Annotated in this window: 16 protein-coding genes; 6 read left to right on the top strand and 10 right to left on the bottom strand. The window is 45.6% G+C overall.

All coding sequences use genetic code 11. The annotated features are described in order from the left end of the window. Window positions 1-4 precede the first annotated feature (4 nt). A complete protein-coding gene (locus IRJ18_RS21095; protein ID WP_262893246.1) occupies window positions 5-139 on the top strand; it encodes a hypothetical protein in 135 nt (44 codons plus the stop codon). Between the two features lie 30 nt (window positions 140-169). On the opposite strand, the gene IRJ18_RS01105 is transcribed toward IRJ18_RS21095, so the two are convergent. Next, a complete protein-coding gene (locus IRJ18_RS01105) occupies window positions 170-1432 on the bottom strand; it encodes an asparagine synthetase B (protein ID WP_194104360.1) in 1263 nt (420 codons plus the stop codon). Window positions 1433-1749: 317 nt separating this feature from the next. On the opposite strand from IRJ18_RS01105, the gene IRJ18_RS01100 reads away from it, so the two are divergent. Continuing rightward, window positions 1750-2208 carry a peptidylprolyl isomerase gene (locus IRJ18_RS01100; RefSeq protein WP_194104359.1) on the top strand — a complete coding sequence of 153 codons (459 nt, stop codon included), beginning with the start codon at window positions 1750-1752 and terminating at the stop codon, window positions 2206-2208. 84 nt (window positions 2209-2292) lie between these two features. Next, window positions 2293-2802 (top strand): DUF5606 family protein, encoded by a 510-nt coding sequence (locus tag IRJ18_RS01095; RefSeq protein ID WP_194104358.1) that lies wholly within the window; start codon window positions 2293-2295, stop codon window positions 2800-2802. Window positions 2803-3001: 199 nt separating this feature from the next. Here the strand turns inward: IRJ18_RS01095 and IRJ18_RS01090 are convergent, their stop codons facing one another. Both IRJ18_RS01090 and rlmH read right to left on the bottom strand, forming a co-directional pair. Beyond that, window positions 3002-3925 carry a cation diffusion facilitator family transporter gene (locus IRJ18_RS01090; RefSeq protein WP_194104357.1) on the bottom strand — a complete coding sequence of 308 codons (924 nt, stop codon included), beginning with the start codon at window positions 3923-3925 and terminating at the stop codon, window positions 3002-3004. A gap of 177 nt (window positions 3926-4102) precedes the next feature. After that, window positions 4103-4576, bottom strand: a complete 474-nt coding sequence (gene rlmH / locus IRJ18_RS01085; RefSeq protein WP_194104356.1) for a 23S rRNA (pseudouridine(1915)-N(3))-methyltransferase RlmH — start codon at window positions 4574-4576, stop codon at window positions 4103-4105. A 112-nt stretch (window positions 4577-4688) separates the two neighbouring features. Here rlmH and IRJ18_RS01080 point away from each other — a divergent pair, with 112 nt between their 5' ends. Next, a complete protein-coding gene (locus tag IRJ18_RS01080) occupies window positions 4689-6509 on the top strand; it encodes a MutS-related protein (RefSeq protein ID WP_194104355.1) in 1821 nt (606 codons plus the stop codon). Here IRJ18_RS01080 and recG read toward each other — a convergent pair. The 5 genes from recG to IRJ18_RS01060 form a co-directional block, all read right to left on the bottom strand. Continuing rightward, window positions 6506-8623 carry an ATP-dependent DNA helicase RecG gene (recG, locus tag IRJ18_RS01075; RefSeq protein WP_194104354.1) on the bottom strand — a complete coding sequence of 706 codons (2118 nt, stop codon included), beginning with the start codon at window positions 8621-8623 and terminating at the stop codon, window positions 6506-6508. The two genes, IRJ18_RS01080 and recG, sit on opposite strands and share 4 nt — an antisense overlap. Window positions 8624-8627: 4 nt before the next feature. Further along, the gene (locus IRJ18_RS01070; RefSeq protein WP_194104353.1) at window positions 8628-9548 is read right to left on the bottom strand and encodes an EamA family transporter; all 921 of its coding nucleotides are present in this window, start codon (window positions 9546-9548) and stop codon (window positions 8628-8630) included. Beyond that, window positions 9548-9925 carry a RidA family protein gene (locus IRJ18_RS01065; protein ID WP_194104352.1) on the bottom strand — a complete coding sequence of 126 codons (378 nt, stop codon included), beginning with the start codon at window positions 9923-9925 and terminating at the stop codon, window positions 9548-9550. The genes IRJ18_RS01070 and IRJ18_RS01065 overlap by 1 nt, the downstream gene beginning before the upstream one ends. A gap of 94 nt (window positions 9926-10019) precedes the next feature. Next, window positions 10020-10163, bottom strand: coding sequence for a DUF6728 family protein (locus tag IRJ18_RS21190; RefSeq protein WP_317174036.1), 144 nt, complete (start codon window positions 10161-10163; stop codon window positions 10020-10022). 82 nt (window positions 10164-10245) lie between these two features. After that, window positions 10246-11598, bottom strand: a complete 1353-nt coding sequence (locus IRJ18_RS01060; RefSeq protein ID WP_194104351.1) for an OmpA family protein — start codon at window positions 11596-11598, stop codon at window positions 10246-10248. A 149-nt stretch (window positions 11599-11747) separates the two neighbouring features. Between IRJ18_RS01060 and IRJ18_RS01055 the strand changes: the two genes are divergently transcribed. After that, window positions 11748-13037 carry an aminopeptidase P family protein gene (locus IRJ18_RS01055; protein WP_194104350.1) on the top strand — a complete coding sequence of 430 codons (1290 nt, stop codon included), beginning with the start codon at window positions 11748-11750 and terminating at the stop codon, window positions 13035-13037. A 31-nt stretch (window positions 13038-13068) separates the two neighbouring features. On the opposite strand, the gene meaB is transcribed toward IRJ18_RS01055, so the two are convergent. Beyond that, window positions 13069-13977 (bottom strand): methylmalonyl Co-A mutase-associated GTPase MeaB, encoded by a 909-nt coding sequence (gene meaB / locus IRJ18_RS01050; RefSeq protein ID WP_194104349.1) that lies wholly within the window; start codon window positions 13975-13977, stop codon window positions 13069-13071. A gap of 89 nt (window positions 13978-14066) precedes the next feature. On the opposite strand from meaB, the gene IRJ18_RS01045 reads away from it, so the two are divergent. After that, window positions 14067-15125: a glycosyltransferase family 4 protein gene (locus IRJ18_RS01045; protein WP_194104348.1), complete on the top strand. Its 1059-nt coding sequence runs from the start codon at window positions 14067-14069 to the stop codon at window positions 15123-15125. A 684-nt stretch (window positions 15126-15809) separates the two neighbouring features. Here the strand turns inward: IRJ18_RS01045 and IRJ18_RS01040 are convergent. Further along, window positions 15810-18065 (bottom strand): DUF6259 domain-containing protein, encoded by a 2256-nt coding sequence (locus IRJ18_RS01040; RefSeq protein ID WP_194104347.1) that lies wholly within the window; start codon window positions 18063-18065, stop codon window positions 15810-15812. Between the last annotated feature and the right edge of the window lie 377 nt (window positions 18066-18442).

Here is an 18442-nt window from a genome sequence, read left to right as displayed (position 1 = left end):
GAATATGATGGTTGAGTATACAAAGTCCTTGGTAATGGCGTTGCCTTCGGCCGAGCTGTGCGCTCATACTGCACAAAGCCTTAGCCACAGGCCGGTATCCGCTTCCATCCCTAACGCGGCATTGATGAGCAAAACCTAATCTCTAATCAACCAACCGCTAATCACTAAATCACGTTTTCTGTTTCTTCTTCTTCGCGGCAGGGAAAAGCACATTATTAAGTATCAACCGGTAACCAGGCGAATTGGGGTGTAGTTTTAAATCGGTGGGCGGGTCGCCTACCTGGTGCTGATAATCTTCCGGGTCGTGGCCGCCGTAGAAAGTCCATTGGCCTTTACCATACTCGCCGTGGATATAGCGTGCCTCATTGGCGGCTTTGGTTTCGCCCATTATAGTTACGCTGGGTTTAATATAACTTTTGTTAAAAGCGGTGGTTAGCCCCATAAACCCTTTTATTACTTTATCGTGATTTTGGGTAAGCATACTGGGTACCACATCCCACTTGGCCGAAAAATCGAACAGCGTAAAAAAGTCGCGGGTTTTATCAACCTGCCTGCCCTTGGTCACATCAATACTACTAAACCGGTTAGACATAGGGTTCATATCCAGCACAAAATTCTGGAAGGCGAACGTGTTGCTAAAGTCAAGCTTCGATTGCGCGTCAGGGTCGGCGCCGTCACCATCGTACATGGATTCACAGATATCAGTATTGGCTGCCGCAAGCGCTATATCAAAACTATCGGTGCCCGAACACATAGCAAACAGGAAGCCTCCATTAGCACAAAAATCACGAATGTGTTCTGCTACGGCCAGTTTCATTTTCGACACTTTTTGGAAGCCAAGCTTATGAGCCAGCGTTTCCTGGTTCTTCACGTCTTCCTGGTACCAGGGCATGAAGCGGAAACCATTATAAAACTTGCTGTACTGACCGGTAAAGTCTTCGTGATGCAGGTGCACCCAATCGTATTTGGCGAGGTCGCCGCGCAGCACTTCTTCATCATAAACCAGATCGTAGGGTATCTCGGCATATTTTAGTACCAGCGTTACGGCATCGTCCCAGGGCAGGTTACTTTTAGGGGCGTATACCGCCATTTTAGGGGCTTTTTCCAGCTTCACAATATCCATGTTTACCGATGGATCACTCACCTCGGTCATAATCTCAGTGACTTTAGCATCGGCTAATATCTCATAACTTACACCGCGCACCTTGCACTCATCCTCAATGGCTTTATCATATTTCAGCATAAAACTACCACCACGATAATTCAGCAGCCAGTCTACTTCCTCGCCGCGTTGTAATGTCCAGAACGCGATGCCATACGATTTCAGGTGGTCTTTCTGCACTTCGTCCATAGGCAGCAGCATAGAGGCCGCTCTACCCAGGAAAGGTAAAAGGCAAAAGGCAAAAGCTAAAAGGTACTTGTAGGAGCGCATTATCTTCAAAAATAGTTATTCTAGAACAGATTTTAAATGTAACGATTTTTTTAACGGGGTATTACATGGCACAACCGTTCAACCTAAACCTGATTGCAGTGGAAAGCCCGGACGAAGGAGGACTTGCAACGGAAAGCAGGAGCAACAGTTGATTAGAACACAGGCTTTGCTTTTCGAAAAAGGGTAAACGTAAAAAAGACATACCCCTACACCCCCTCTCAAGGGGAATCGCAATTAACCAGCCAACCTAATCTCTAATCAACTAATTAACTAATCTCTAAAAATTACTACCTTTGCTGTCCTTTAAAATTGATAAAATGAGCAAAGCAATAATTAAAACCGCCAAAGGCGATATGACCGTTGAGTTTTACGAAAAAGACGCGCCTAACACAGTAGCTAACTTTAAAAAACTGGCTAAAGAAGGTTTTTATAATGGTGTTACTTTTCACCGTGTACTGCCCGATTTTGTGATTCAAGGCGGCTGCCCTTTCTCTAAAGACCCTGCAACCGCTTACAAAGCAGGTTCGGGTGGCCCGGGCTACCATATTGATTGCGAACTAACCGGCGAAAACCAATACCATGACCGCGGTGTACTTTCTATGGCGCATGCCGGCCGCAATACCGGCGGTTCACAATTCTTTATTTGCCACAGCCGCAATAACACCGCGCACTTGGACAGGAACCACACCTGTTTTGGCAAAGTGATTGAAAATGTTGACCTGGTTGATGAGATCCGTCAGGGTGATAAAATTTTAAGCGTAGAAGTGATTGATTAAGTTGTAAGTAATGAGTGATGAGTTTTGAGTACGGAGTTAGTATTTTAACTCAAAACTCACTACTCAAAGCTAAAAACTGATAATATGAATTTACAAGGAATAGTAGCGGTATCGGGCAAACCGGGTTTATGGAAAGCGCTTACGCAAAATAAAACCGGTTTTATACTGGAAAGCCTGGATGAGAAAAAAACCAAGCTGGTTGCCAATATTTCAACCGCCAAACTGGCTTCGCTGGATGAGATCACTATTTTTGGCGATGATGAGGATATTCGTTTGAAAGATGTTTTTGAACGCATGAAAACCGCCGCCAGCGTGCCTGATGCCAAAGCCGACGGCAATAAGCTGCGCACATTCTTCCGCGAAGTGGCGCCTGGCCATGACGAAGAGAAGGTGTACGCGTCGGACATGAAAAAAATTGTGAGCTGGTTTGGTATTTTGAAAGACCTGCCCCTGTTTGCCGAAGCCGACCCAACCCAAGCACCTGCTGCCGAAGCACCGGCCAAAGTTGAAGAACCGGCCGTTGCTGTTGAAGATAACGTAGCAGAAAAAACGACCGCTAAAAAGAAACCGGCTGCGAAGAAACCGGCGAAGTAAGCCCCCAGCCCCTAAAGGGGAGTAATAATAAAAACGGCGCTATGAAATTTCATGGCGCCGTTTTATTTACTGCGTCATGCCGAACTTGTTCAGCATCCCATAGGCATTGTCGTTACTTAGGAAGTGAGGTCCCGAAACAAGTTCGGGATGACGAAAACTAATCTCCAATCAATTAATCTCCAATCTCTGCCGCAGGCTCTCAACACTCTACCTGCTCACATTTCTCTGTCACCAATTCGGGTTCAAAAGTGCAGTGGGTAATTTCCATATGCTGTAGCCGGTGGCGCAAATCGTGTTTAATTTTATTGAATATGCCCAAATCATCGGGGCTTACTACAATGTGCGCGGTAAGGGCGGTTTCTGTAGTGCTTAATGCCCATACGTGCATGTGGTGCACATCAACCACGCCTTTGGCTTTTAGCAGTTCGGCTTTTATTTTATCTATTTCAATTTCGGCAGGTACGCCGTCCATCTCTAAACGCAGGCTATGTTTCAATAAACTCCAGGTGCCGCCGATGATAACGATGACAATGATTAAACTCACCGCGCTATCCACCCAATACCATTTGGTGAAGTAGATGATAATACCAGAGATAACCACCCCTAATGATACTATAGCATCAACCGCCATGTGCATGTAGGCGCCTTTTACATTTAGGTCGGTATCCTTATCCTTTACAAACAGCCAGGCGGTGAAGGCATTAATGCCGATTCCCACAAAAGCTACCAAGGCAATGGTACCGCCGGCAATAACCTCGGGGTGGATGAAACGCATCACAGCCTCATAAGCAATAAAACCTACTGCCACAAATAATATCAGCGCGTTAAAGAATGACACGATAATAGTAGACCGTTTATAACCATAAGTATATTGTTTGTTTGACTGTACTTTGGCCAGCTTAAAGGCCAACAGCGCCAGGGCAAGACTGGCCACGTCGCTCAAATTATGTCCCGCGTCGGTTAACAGGGACAGGGAATGGCTTATCAACCCCATCACAACTTCAACAACAACAAAAACGGAATTGAGGATAATACCCCAAATAAAGGCAGCGTTCAGATGATCCAGCTTGGGGGCGTGATCGTGATGATGGTGGCCATGGCCGTGCGCGTGATCATGTGACATACGGCAAATTTAGGCATTTTAAGATGATTAAATAGTGAAGATTAAACCCCGTGAATTGTTTTGCTTGCGCTCGTCGCAGACGAGCGCAAGCATCTGGAAACTCTGCGAGTTTCAAACCATCCAAACTAATGACTAATGACGCGAAGCATAATGACAGCGAAGCGAAATGACCAAAGATTATTCATGATGATAAGGCTCTCCTTTGATGATAGTATAAGCCCTGTATAACTGCTCTACAAAAAACAGGCGCACCATTTGATGGGAAAAGGTCATACGGGAAAGGGATAACTTATCATTAGCACGCTGATAGACCGAGGTATCAAAGCCGTAGGGGCCGCCAATTATGAATATGATACTTGATGTAGATGATATCGCTTTCTTGTCCAGGTAAGCTGCAAACTGGCTTGACGAGAACTCGGTTCCTTTTTCATCCAACAAAATAACAAAATCGGTAGGTGCAATTTTTTTTAACAGCAGTTCGGCTTCTTTGGTCTTTTGCTGATCCTGCGTTAAGGCTTTGGTGTTTTTGAGTTCGGGCAGGTCAACCAGTTCCAGTTTGGTATAATGTTTCAGGCGCTTCAGGTATTTGTCTATACCTTCCTTAATATAAGCGTCGTCGGTTTTACCAATGCTCAGCAGCGTGATCTTCATAAGCGCAAAGGTAGTGGGAAAGTGTGAAGCAGAGAAGCGAGGAAATCTAAAGAAAAGACTTTTTATCATGAAGCCGAAACTTCTGCTTAATTTGGCATCACTTTAAATGACCATGAACCTCTCTATTATCCAGGATTACGAACAGCGATTGGCTTTTGCCCGGCAGGAAGCTGAGAAATATAAAAATCTCTTTGACACCTATTCCATGTACCGGCTTGGTGTTTTTGTATTATTTATTTTATCGGTTTGCATGGCAATTAGTGCTAATGAAATACTCCTGATCGCGTTTTCATTGCCGGCAACATTGCTTTGTTTCGGTTGGATTGTACGGAAACAAAATGGTTTTGACACCATGAAAAACTATTACCTTGATATGGAAAAGGTAAACGCCAACGAACTAAACAGCATTCAAACCCACACTAATATTTACGATAACGGCAGCTGGTTTACCAACGAAAAGCATTTTTACACATCAGATCTGGATATATTTGGCAGCAATTCGCTATTCCAATTGATTAATCGCTGCGCTACATTGCCGGGCATTACCAAACTGGGCACCTGGCTACATGCGCCGGCCAATAAGGCAACTATATTGCGCCGACAAGCGGCGATTAAGGAAATTGGCCACAAAAACGACTGGAAGCTGGACATCCAAACTCATTTATTGTTCGCGCTTAAACAGCAAAAGGAACAGATACAGAACCTGGTAAGTTACCTGAAATTGCCTATTGAATTGGATGACGCCTATTGGCTTAACATTTACAGTCAGGCGGCGCCCTTTATATTGATAGGGTTAATGATAGCCGGTGCGTATTATCGGCAGGCTGCCTATTTTATACCTGTCGTAGCGTTGTTTAATAACCGCCTGGTGTCATCTAAAAAGAAAATAGTAGATCGTACCGACCTGATAGCAGGCAGAATAGGCAAAACATTAGGGCATTTTTCGCTCGCTTTTCAGAGTATCGAGAGCGAGGAATGGGAGTCGGCGTATTTAAAGGAACTGGCCTTGAAAATTAAAACGGCGGGCGGGCAATCCGTTTCGGAGCGCATAAACCAGCTTTCGCGGCTGATCACTAAGCTGAATTTGCGGCTGAATATTGTTTTGCAATTTGTATTGAATATTTTCCTGCTTTGGGACATCAGGCAGGTTATTGCTATTGAAAATTGGAAGAAAACCAATCACGAAAATCTTGAAAGCGCCTTTGAAGTACTGGGCGAATTTGAGGCGCTACTTAGTTTAGCCAGTTTACATGTCAACAATCCCGAGTGGGCTTTCCCCACCATTGCCGATGGAGACGGCTATACTTATAAAGCTAAAAACCTTGCGCACCCTCTGATAACTCAAAACCGTGTTGCAAATGATTTTGAATTGAACGATACTTTTAAAATAGATATCATCACCGGGTCGAACATGGCGGGAAAAAGTACGTTTCTGCGCACAGTGGGGATTAACGCTGTACTTGGGCTTTGCGGCGCGCCGGTTTGTGCCGATAGTTTGGAGCTATCCGTTATCCACATTATCACCTACATGCGTATTAAAGATTCGCTGAACGAAAGTACCTCAACCTTTAAAGCCGAGCTTGACCGGCTGCAAATGCTGCTGGCTGCGGTTGAGGAACAGGACAAGGTTTATTTCCTGATTGATGAAATGCTGCGCGGCACTAATTCGGTTGATAAATACCTGGGCTCAAAAGCAGTAATTAAACAGCTGATCCATAAAAAAGGAGTAGGTCAGGTAGCTACGCACGATTTGCAGATTGCCCGGCTTGAAGACGAATACCCGGATTACGTACGCAACTTTTACTTCGATATACAGGTGGTCGATGGCGAGATGTTGTTCGATTACAAAATCAAACAGGGTGAATGCAAAACCTTTAATGCATCGTTATTGCTAAAGCAAATTGGAGTGGATGTGCGTGAGGATAATTTTTAGGATATTTTATCCCAGGTTAAGCCATCTTTTTTAGACATGAACGCCTGGTGCAATACATGGTTTTCTGGCTTGGCGAGTTGCGGGTCTTCCTCAAACATTTCTTCTACACAGCGACGGGCTAATAATAGCAGTTGCTGATCGGCAGCCAGGTCGGCCAGTTTCAGGTCGAGCACACCGCTTTGCTGCGTGCCTTCAATATTACCAGGACCGCGCAGTTGCAGATCGATCTCCGATATCTCGAAACCGTTATTGGTTTTCACCATTGTATCCAAACGGATGCGCCCATCGCGGCTTAGCTTATGGTCGCTCATTAAAATACAATACGATTGTTCGGCCCCACGACCTACCCTTCCGCGTAACTGGTGCAGTTGTGAAAGCCCAAAACGCTCCGCATTCTCAATAATCATTACCGACGCGTTAGGCACATTTACCCCGACTTCAATTACCGTGGTAGCCACCATAATATGGGTTTCGCCCTTTACAAAGCGCTGCATTTCTATTTCCTTATCCTTAGCCTTCATTTTGCCATGAACAATGCTTAAGCGATATTGCGGCAACGGAAACTCGCGCGACATAACCTCAATACCATCCTGCAGGTTCTTCAAGTCAAGCTTTTCACTTTCCTGTATCAGTGGATATACTACATATATTTGCCGGCCTTTGGCTATCTCCTGTTTCATAAAACCAAACATCCGCAGGCGCTGGTTCTCGTAAAAATGCAATGTCTCTATAGGTTTACGGCCAGCGGGAAGTTCATCTATTACTGATACATCCAGATCACCATAAAGCGTCATAGCCAGGGTGCGTGGGATAGGTGTAGCCGTCATCACCAGCACATGCGGCGGCACAACATTTTTGCGCCATAGTTTGGCTCGTTGCTCAACGCCGAAACGGTGCTGCTCATCTATCACAATAAAGCCCAGGTTTTTGTACTGTACCTTATCTTCTATTAAAGCATGTGTGCCAAACAGGATGTGTAACGAGCCATCTTCTAATTGCTGATGGATCACACTCCGGGCTTTTTGCTTAGTAGAACCAGTAAGCAGGGCTATGTTAATGAAGCCTTCGCCAACTATGCTTTTTACGGTTTCAAAATGCTGGTTGGCCAATATTTCGGTCGGCGCCATAAAGCAAGCCTGGAAGCCGTTATCCAGCGCTATCAGTATACTCATTAAAGCCACAATGGTTTTACCGCTGCCCACATCGCCCTGTAGTAAGCGGTTCATCTGCACGCCACGCTGGGTATCCTGCCTAATCTCCTTCAATACCCGCTTTTGGGCATTAGTTAATTGGAAAGGGAGTTTATGTTCATAAAATTCGTTAAAGTAATGTCCAACCTTATCAAATATATTGCCTCTAAACTTTTGCACCCGTAACAGTTTATTCCGCAGCAACTTTAACTGGATGAAGAATAGCTCCTCAAATTTTAGCCGCCGCGTAGCTTCATTTAAAGCCGCCGCGTTCTCGGGGAAATGAATATGCCGGTATGCATCGGTACGACCCATTAACTTTAGCTTATTTATCAAATACAGGGGCAGGTTTTCGGGGATATCTTTGCTATGTTGTTCTATTAAAAATGCAGTAAGTTTTTGGAGCCCCTTGCTGTCAAGCGTATACTGTTTTAGTTTTTCGGTTGAATTATATACCGGCTGTAGGGTGGCGTTCCCTTTGCGTTTTAAAGCCGCGGGCGAGTAGAGCTCTATTTCGGGGTGGGCCATTTGCGCTTTCCCGTTAAACGATCCCGGCTTACCGAATATAATATAAGCCTTCCCGGGTTGCAGGTGCTTTTCTATCCATTTAATTCCCTGAAACCATACCAGTTCCATTATGCCGGTATCGTCCTGCACCTGCACTACCAAACGTTTGGTGTGCTTTTCGCCTAAAATTTCCCTGTGTGTTAAACGGGCAATTACCTGTACATGCGGCAATTCGATATTAATGTTTTTGATCTTATAAAACCGGGTACGGTCTATATATTTATAAGGAAAATGCCGCAGCATATCCTCAAAGTTATATATACCTAACTCCTTTTTTAGCACCTCGGCCCTCGCCGGGCCTGCACCTTTCAAATATTCAACCGGTGTTTGAAATAGCTGGTTCAAGTGTGCTGACATTAGGTTAATTTGTCGTGTCGGTTTTACGCCCAAAAGCCGACCTGATAATTGACCAGTTAAAAATAACTACCGCCAGCATTAATAACAAATAACCCGCGATCTGGTGGTAACTCACCTGCTCATGAAACCAAACAAATGCTACTGTAAAGGATATGAACGGGTTTATATAAATAGTGATCCCCAAGGTTGATGATGGCAACCCATTCAACGCATAAGTGCTTAGCAATAATGGTACAATAGTTAAAACTACAGCGATAATGAGGATCACTACCCAAAACTCAGTAGCCATGGGTACTGGCTTGTTATCGTATAAATAAAATGGCAATAATACCAGCATAGAGATAAACAGGTTTATGCCCAGCAAATTCAGTTTATCAAACTCGTTCAATACCCGTTGGATAATGAGATATAAAGCATACATCAAAGCTACCACAACCGACCATATGGCTTGGGATAAAGACGCTGTTGACAGTATCCCTACACTTAAAACTGCAATGCCAATAGCTATTAATTTAGGCCTGGTAACTTGTTCCTTTAGTAAAAGGAAACCGCCAGCAGCTGTAATAATAGGGCATATCATATAAGCAAATGCCGCCGATTTTAAATTGATATGGTTCATTACATAAATAAACGTGTACCAATTACCGGTGATAAATACACCCGAACCTATGAACAGCCAAACAAGCTTTTTGCGAGTGCGGGCATCAGTATTCTTTATAAACTGATAATCCTTTAACAGTTGTTTTTTTCTGAATAACAGATTAATTGCCCAGACAATTGCAAAAGAAACAAATACGCGGTAATAAAGTATTTGCTGCGGCGGGTATTGTTGTATACGCCTTAACGGAAATGCAAAAAAGCCCCACAGTACGGCAGCCGCGATAGCACAGCCAAGGTATATGATGCTTCCTTGCTTTTTTGCCATTAGCCTAATAAAACGGTAACCGAAATCTCAACGTTTACGTTTTTTGGCAGACCAGCTACCGCTACAGTTTCACGAGCCGGAAATGGCTGACTTAGATACGATCCATACACCGTATTCACCGCTGCAAAATCGTCCATGGTTTTCAAAAAAATAGTGGTTTTAACAATCCGATTAAAATCGGTTCCAGCTTCGATTAAAATTGCTTTAATATTTTCCATTACCTGGGTAGTCTCGGCCTGGATATCCTGTGTTACCAATTCGCCGTTTACCGGGTTAATGGCTACCTGGCCTGAAACAAATAATAAATTACCGGCTACTATAGCCTGACTGTAAGGGCCTATTGGCGCGGGGGCATTTTTGCTGATGATATCTTTCATGTGTTTTATGTAGTCCGGAAGTCGGAAAGTCCGGGAGTAATCAAATACAATTTATCTTCCGGACTTTCCGACTTAGCGGACTTCCGGACTTATTTTACTTCTTCAAAATAAACCAGTATACCAATTTGTATATAATACCCAGCAAAAACATAATAATTGCCGTAGCATTAATAATATGCATTACCTTAAGGTTAAAGCTGGTTGGCCTGTTCGGATCTTTTTTGCGAAAGAAATACATGCACAAATTTAATAAAAAAAGAAAGCCCCCCGACAAATATCGGGGGGCTTTGCTTATTTAATGAATAACTTTTTACAAGTTATTATTTTTTGAATTCAACACGACGGTTTAACACGCGGCCTTCTTCAGTAGAGTTATCAGCAATTGGGTGAGTTTCACCGTAACCTTTAACTTTAATGCGTTTTGCATCAACACCTGAATTTACCAGGTAAGTTTTAACTGAATTAGCACGGTCTTTTGATAAACGCAGGTTGTGAGCAGCGGTACCTTCTGATGAAGCGTAACCGTTTAATGTCACTGAACTTGAGCTGCTACGTAAGTCGGCTGAAGTAGCATCTAACACTGGGTAAGATGAAGTACGTAACACTGAGCTGTCAAAATCAAACTGGATGTTTGAGTAAGCTGAAGCAGCAGGAGCAGTAGCAGTAGCAGCCCTGGTGGTATCAACTTTAGGGAAATGAATTTCGCAACCAGCACCATCAACTACAGTACCTGCAGGAGTGTTAGGGCATTTGTCAAATTGATCAGATACACCGTCACCGTCAGAATCTTTTTTCAGATCGTTAACAGCGCTTTCTACGTTGCTAACACGACCTTTTAAAGCTGCAACTTCGCGACGTAATTCTGCATCGTACAGTTCGTCATACATCATAGCTACAGGATTAACCCAATCCAGGTTTGGTTTTGATTTAGGACCAAAAGTGTACTCTAAACCACCATAACCGTAAGAGTATTTATCTTTGTTAGATGGACCATTAGCCCATACACCGTCCAGGTTATCAGCATCCAGGAAGTTAACTGTGTAACCCAGGTTTAATGCTAACGCATCTGATAACCTGAATTTAACACCTGCACCTACAGGGATAATTAACTCTTTAACGTCACGTCCTAATACTGCTTTGTAATCCACGGTAGAACCGTTGGTTCTTACGTATGTTGGGTTATACCACAACAAACCAGCACCACCAGTAATAAAGAAGTTAACTGCGTTTTTACGACGGATATAGTCGATAGTTGCAACGTTAACTGTACCGCTTAAAGTACCGCTCCAAAATTTGGTTTCAAAGCTTTTAACGCCGTTTTTAACGCCACCAGGTGCGCTGCTGTTATCACCAGCAACTTTACCACCGTGTACGTCTAATTGTAACCCAAAAGAATGAGCCAATTGGTCTCTTAATGAAAGACCGTACCCTAACTCGGCTTTAAAATCTGTAAAATCATTAGTACCGCCAATACCCAAAAATGGAGAGACGATGCCAACATTAGCCCCAAGGCTAAAAGTGTTGTACTGACCTCTACCGCCAAATACCTTGGCCGAAGTGGTTGAAGACGACGTAGTCATTGGTGCGTCTGTTGTTTGGGCTTTTGCCATCCCAACTGCCAGCGCTGCAACAAATGATAAGGCGACTGTTTTCTTTAATGTAGAATAGTTCATAGTTTTTAAGATTAAACAATTAATTGTGATTTTTTTCAAAATTAGTAATTATGTTTGAAATTCATTACCAAACACCGTTCCAATTTTTCATAATTACATGACAAATAAATACAAAATTTGTTTGCCATAAATTAAAATATATCAGAATAATGAAATACCTACCTATTAGTAATGATTTATTTACTTTAAATAGAAAAAATTTCGTTTCGCGATTAAAACCGCAATCAATTGCCTTATTTAATGCCAATGATGAATTTGTAAGAAGTGGCGATCAAAATTTTATTTTCAAACAAAATGCTGACTTTTTTTATCTGACAGGCATTGATCAGGAGCAAAGCATACTGCTTTTATTTCCGGATTGTCCTAATCCGCTATACAAAGAAGTACTTTTTTTAAGACAAACCAACGAACATATCGCTGTTTGGGAAGGTCACAAGTATACAAAAGACGAAGCCCGCGCAGCATCGGGTATACAGGCAATATATTGGCTAAACGATTTTGAAAGCATTTTACATAGCGTAATACACTATGCTGAAACTGTATACATCAATACTAACGAGAATGATCGTTATGCCCATACCGTCCCTTACCGCGATTTGCGCTTCCTGGACGACCTGCGCGCAAAGTACCCTTTGCACCATTATGAACGCGCCGCACCAATAATGCGCGATTTGCGTGCTATTAAGAGTACAGTTGAGGTGGAACTGACCAGAAAAGCATGCAATATTACCCGCGATTCATTTTACCGCGTGCTTAAATTTGTTAAACCCGGTGTAGCAGAGTATGAAATAGAAGCCGAGATCATCCACGAGTTTATCCGCCAGCGGGCTACCGGCCATGCTTATAGCCCTATTATCGCATCGGGGGCAAATGCTATTGTATTGCATTATATAGATAATAACCAGGTTTGTAAGGATGGCGATGTAATACTAATGGATTATGCTGCCGAGTACGCCAACTACAATGCCGACATGACCCGCTCTATCCCGGTTAATGGCCGCTATACTAAACGTCAGCGCGAGGTTTATGATGCCGTACTGCGGGTAATGCGTGCTGCTACAAAAATGCTTGTTGCGGGTACCATCTGGAACGAGTATCATGACGAAGTAGGCAAAATAATGACCAGCGAACTGATCGGCCTTGGTTTATTAACCAAACATGATGTAGAAAAGCAGGACCCTAAAATGCCAGCCTACAAGAAATACTTTATGCACGGCACATCGCACCATTTAGGGATAGACGTGCACGATTTTGCAGGGCGTTACACGCCATTTGCGGCAGGCAACATCCTCACCTGCGAGCCTGGCATTTATATTCCTGCTGAAGGCTTGGGTATCCGTTTAGAAAACAATATCCTGATAACTAAAGATGGCAATACCGATCTGATGGCTGATATACCTATAGAGGCGGAGGAGATTGAAGAGATAATGAATTCTTAACAACCCGAAGTGCGAAATGCCAATTGCGAAACTATTTCGAAGTTGGCATTTCGAATTTCGCACTACTGATCCAGTCGTAAATATTAAACCCTGGTTTCTCTATAGCTTCAGCAATATCCTGCTGGAGCTTTTTTTTGTCTATACCCGCCATGCGCTGGTGGCGTATCAACTGGTAAGCTTTTTCAGCCAGCAGCAGCGCCCGTCGTGCATTACTTGTGTGAGGTAATTGGCGGACATATTCAGCAATCTCAGCAATGCCTGTGTTTTGCGATGCGATAGCCTTATATATAGGTATAGCCGTTTCCTTTTGATGGATCAGTTTTTTCAGGGTATTATAATAGGTGTCGGCGCCATCCCTGTCGGCTTTATTTATAATAAAGGCATCGGCAATCTCCATAATGCCCGATTTGATATTCTGTATCTCATCGCCGCTTTCGGGTACCAGTACCAATAAGGTGGCATCGGCCAGACCGGCTATTTCTATTTCAGATTGACCTACGCCTACGGTCTCTATCAGGATATAATCGAACCCCGACGCACGCAGCACATCGGTCATTTCAATAGTTTTAGCCGAAAGGCCGCCCAGCGAGCCGCGGGTAGCCAACGAGCGGATAAACACATCCGGATGGTTAAAATGGGTGGCCATGCGTATCCTGTCGCCCAGCAGCGACCCAAAATTGAAGGGGGAAGTTGGGTCTATCGCCAATACGGCTATTTTTTTGCCCCCTGTGTTCAACTCCGTGATCAGCGCATTAACCAAGGTGCTTTTGCCTGCACCCGGCGGACCGGTTATGCCCACTACCGGCGCTTTGTTACTTAAGTCAAGCGATCTAAGCAACTCCGCGGCACCCGGCAGGTCGTTCTCTACCACAGTAAGCGCGCGGGCAACGGTTTTAAAGTCGTGGCAGGTGGGCTGTATGATATTTGAGTTTGCAGGCATAATTATGCAGTAAAGAAACAAAATATTGCCGACAGTGCGTAACGCGCCGCGCTAATCTGCATAGCAAAGATTATAATTATATTTGCCGCATGTCCAAACCCAAAGTGTTAGTCACGTTCGATTCCATGAAGGATACCAACTGCGGGTATTTTTCGTTCGGCAAGGGTTTGGGCGATGCTTTGCTTAAGGAGAACGGCGGCCAGTTCGACCTACAGTTTTACCTTTTCCCGGTAACCGATTACTTCGACGGCAAGGTAACCATTAACCGCCGCAGCAAACTGCACGACCTATACTTTAGCGACCACAACCAATACGACCTTATACACCTTACCGACCAGCGCACGCGCCTGCACCCCTCGCGGCTGAAGGCCAAAAAGATCATGACCATACATGATATTAATAAGGTGCATATTAACAAAAGCAAGCCCTGGCGCATCCGGGCGTTTTTGAACCAACTGCGCAAAAAGATACTGGCGGTTGATCGCGTGGTGGCCATATCCCGGTTTGTGGCCGACGACGTTATGAAGTACATCCCCGAGGCGCGGGATAAGATGAGCGTGATCCACAACGGTGCCGACCAACTGGTGGTGCCGACCAACCATACCCCGGCATACGTGCCCGGTAAGCCTTTCCTGTTTACTATCGGGCTGCTCTCGCCGCAAAAGGGTTTTCATTTGATACCGCCGCTGTTGCAGGGGAACGATTACCAGCTGGTGATAGCCGGTATGGAAACCCCGCACAAGCAAACCATACTGGATGCAGCCCGGCAATACGGTGTAGCCGACAGGGTCATTATTACCGGACCAATTACTGAGGCCGACAAGGCCTGGTACTATCAACACTGCGCGGCCTTTGTGTTCCCCTCGCGGGCCGAGGGCTTTGGCTTGCCGGTTATTGAGGCTATGCACTTTGGCAAGCCGGTGTTCCTGTCCAGGTACACCTCGCTGCCCGAGGTTGGGGGTAGTGTAGCGTACTATTTTGACGAGCTGGAAGCCCCCCACATGCAGCAGGTCTTCACCAATGGCATGCTGCATTATGCCCAGAACAACCGCGCCCCGCAGATCATCGCCCATGCCGGCCAGTTCACCTGGGAGAATGCCGCCAAGCAATACCTGGCCATATATAGTCAGTTGTTAGGGTCGGAATAGGGTTGGCGGCTTAAGTATGCCGCTGGTGGTTGAGTGGCAACGGACTGCCCCGTTTAGTAGCGCCTCAACACCATTTTTCACCCAAATCATGGTTTACATGGTTTACAAAATCAAGGGTTTTTTCGAGTTAAATATTTGATTAACAACAAATTAACAAAAAATCGTGTAAACCATGATTTTGACCTAAAAGAGTATGCTAACCGCCCGCTTTTTTCGTCGGGCCTGCTCACTTTTAATCACCCTCCCGCGCCGCGTCATAGTGAGCGGCAGCGAACTATCCCCGTCATGCAGGGCCACAACGCTTCCCCTCTTGAGAGGGGTCAGGGGTATGTCCTTTCTGCTGTAAGTATATCAACGTTAGTCTGCTCATAGCCGCAGGGGCCTATTACTTTTTCCTTGATGAAAAAGTAACAAAAACTTAGCGATAGCGATCTCATGAACGCCTTGAAAAAACATTAACATGTGAATAAATCAAGACGAAAAAAAAGCTTCTGCCCGCCCTGCGTTTCAAATTTTCGCAAGAGAGCGATTTGAAACGGCATTCCCGCCTTCGCCGGCCCGCTTTTTTCGTCCGGCCGACGCTTTTTTTAGTCTATTCTATCACACGCGGCACGCGTGCGCCAGCATAGAGATTTGAAACGGCATTCCCGCCTGCGCCGGCACGCTTTTTTCGCCGGGCCTGCGCTATTTCACCTCAATCATTCCTACCGACCGGGCGGGCATACGGAGGTCTATTACGCTGGGTAGTTCCAGCTCGAGGGCTTGTACCTGATCATCGTTGTAGATAATGACATGCTTTTTACCCCGTCCTTCCAGCGTTACACGTGGCGACTGATAAACATCGGCATAGTTGGCCAGTACAACGGCAATGCGCCCATCGGCAGCCTGCCAGGTGCCCGATTGTACCAGCGGTTCCTTGCCGTAGCCGTAATCGCGTTTGGTCATATTAGTGACGTTCCAGGGTTGCAGCATCCGCCCGTAAATTAAATAATCGCGCCCAATGCCGTTCCGCAGTTTTGTAGCCCGTGCGGCCCAATCGGTAATAGCCAGCTGGTCGGGTACCGATCGTTCCCAAGGCTGGTCCCAGTCATATTCCACCCGTCCCTTATCGCGCAGGGTGAAATTCAAAAAATAGCCCGATACCAGTGCCCGCGCCACAAAGGCGCGCAAAGCCTCGTCATTAACCGAATTGGTGTATGACCCCGAATGGCCATTTAAATACTGGTGATACACAAAGGAATATAAAGGGCACATCATTTCCCCGCCGCCACCTGTGCGTGCGTCCCAAAAATCGAAACTTTGCAAGTAAACCTCAGGCGGTGCGCCTTCCGATGATATGGCCACTTTAGGGTTAACCGAGCGCGCGGTTTCGTTATCCTGTTTCAGCAAACTGGTAAAGGCCGCCGTCATCCACGGGCCGGGCACCGGCGAATGCCCATGCTGGGTTGAATAGCAGGCTACGGCGCCCACGCCCTGGTCAAACTGCTGTATCGCATCCGGGTTAAGTTGCGCCATGCCACGGGTCATGCCCAGTATCATTTTGCGCGCAGGTCCGGATGCTACGCAGGTATTATAAAGCGTGCGCCAACCCACTGCCGCACCCGTACTGCCATCCCAGCGGTGCACAATGGCCGAATCGCCGCCATGGGTTTTGAAATAAGGCATCCCATCATACCCGGTGTTTTTTTGGGCAACCACCCAGTTCACACCGTTGCCATAAAGCATGGGGTGCCAGCCTTTGGCTTTAGCCTTCTTCATAAATTCCAGCATTTTGGCTTGTCCGCCAACCGGGGGAAAAGCACCGGGTTGCACCCAGGGGCCCGCGTTTTCCCAGTTAAATATAATGGGCATTAACGGCGCATTAAATGCCGCGGCAAGCTTATCAAGATAAGGCAAAGCGTTGGTTGCCGGGGTGTATTCGGGGTTAATGGCAGCAGGCGGATCCCAATCGGCCTGTCCCCGCATAGGGAAGGTAGCGCCAACCAACGGCTCGAGCACCCATTTGGGGTAATTTATACGGTCTGCAAGTTTTACAGCGCAAAAAGGTTGCTTTTCGGCCCAATCCCGGTAAATAGCTGCGGCGGAATACCAGTTACCCCGAAAAGTACCCAGCACTACTTCGTAAGGCAGCTTGGTATGACCGGTTTGTGTACCAGGATAATGCCCCACCATGGTCACACCGTCGGGTTCCAACATGGGTGCAACCAGTTTAGGCGTGCCGGCAGGGTCTTCGCAAGCCATATATAAACCAGCAGTAGGTTTATAATAAGCCATCATCTGGATGGTGCACTCGCGCGGATAATTGGTCGATCGCCAGGTCTCCGGCGTATTGCGCCTGCTGGTACGCCATGCACCGGCCACCATGCCCGGCTTAATAGGCCCCAGCAGCACACCATCGTAAAGCGACGACAGGATATGGCCGCAATTTTCTTCAGTAGGATTATCATCAAACGGTATCTCTATTACTGGAAATTGGATGTGTCCCACCCACATTGCAGTGCGGTTATCCAATTCCATGCTCCAGTAGGTAAGCGGCTTGTCGTTGGGGCAGCGCACGGTTACACGCGCGTTAACATCAAGTTTGCCTACGCCTTCAAAATTAAGCACTATGATATCGCCCGATGCTTCGATGGTTTTGGTGACGCTGATCTTCCGCGCATCGGACGAGTTTACCGTTTGAAACTTTCCCGGCGCGCTCATAAACTCTATTTTGAACACAGGCAGCAAGCCATGCCTGGGAATTAGCAGGTCATCGATACCGCCATTATTAGTAGCCTGAAACGATTCTATAGTCCCCTTATCGGAGTTGATAACTAACCTGTAGCCCTGATTAATGACAACGATTGGCGGCCTGGCAACTGTCGCGGTTAAAAAGCCGGTAAGCAATAAGGTGAAAAGATAAAATTTACATTGAAACCGGTTGAAGCTTTCTTTGATCATTTTGCGATATATTTAATAAATTTCCTTTGGCTGGCGCCGATGATTTATAGTTGACCCTATCAAATATGCCAATTAAACAGCATGATAATTACCACATTAATATTGTCCGCAATTTTGTTTGATAATTCAATAAAATAGTATCAGTGGACGGAACAAGGAGCTTCTGCCCGCCCTGCGTTTCAAATTTTCGCAAGAGGGCGATTTGAAACGGCATTCCCGCCTACGCCGGCCGCTTTTTCTACTATATCACACGCGGCACGCGTGCACCAGCATAGGTGAAAGGACATTGCAAATGTCGTGTTATTACAATATCAAGCTTCAAGCTGATATTTTTATAATAATTTAGAGACGTACATCAACTTGATAAATACGTTGGA

Origin of the sequence: Mucilaginibacter boryungensis (genome assembly GCF_015221995.1) — a bacterium.
GTDB classification, from domain to species: Bacteria; Bacteroidota; Bacteroidia; order Sphingobacteriales; family Sphingobacteriaceae; genus Mucilaginibacter; species Mucilaginibacter boryungensis.
Note: the sequence above shows the minus strand (reverse complement) of the source record. Positions and strands in the feature narration are given on the sequence as shown.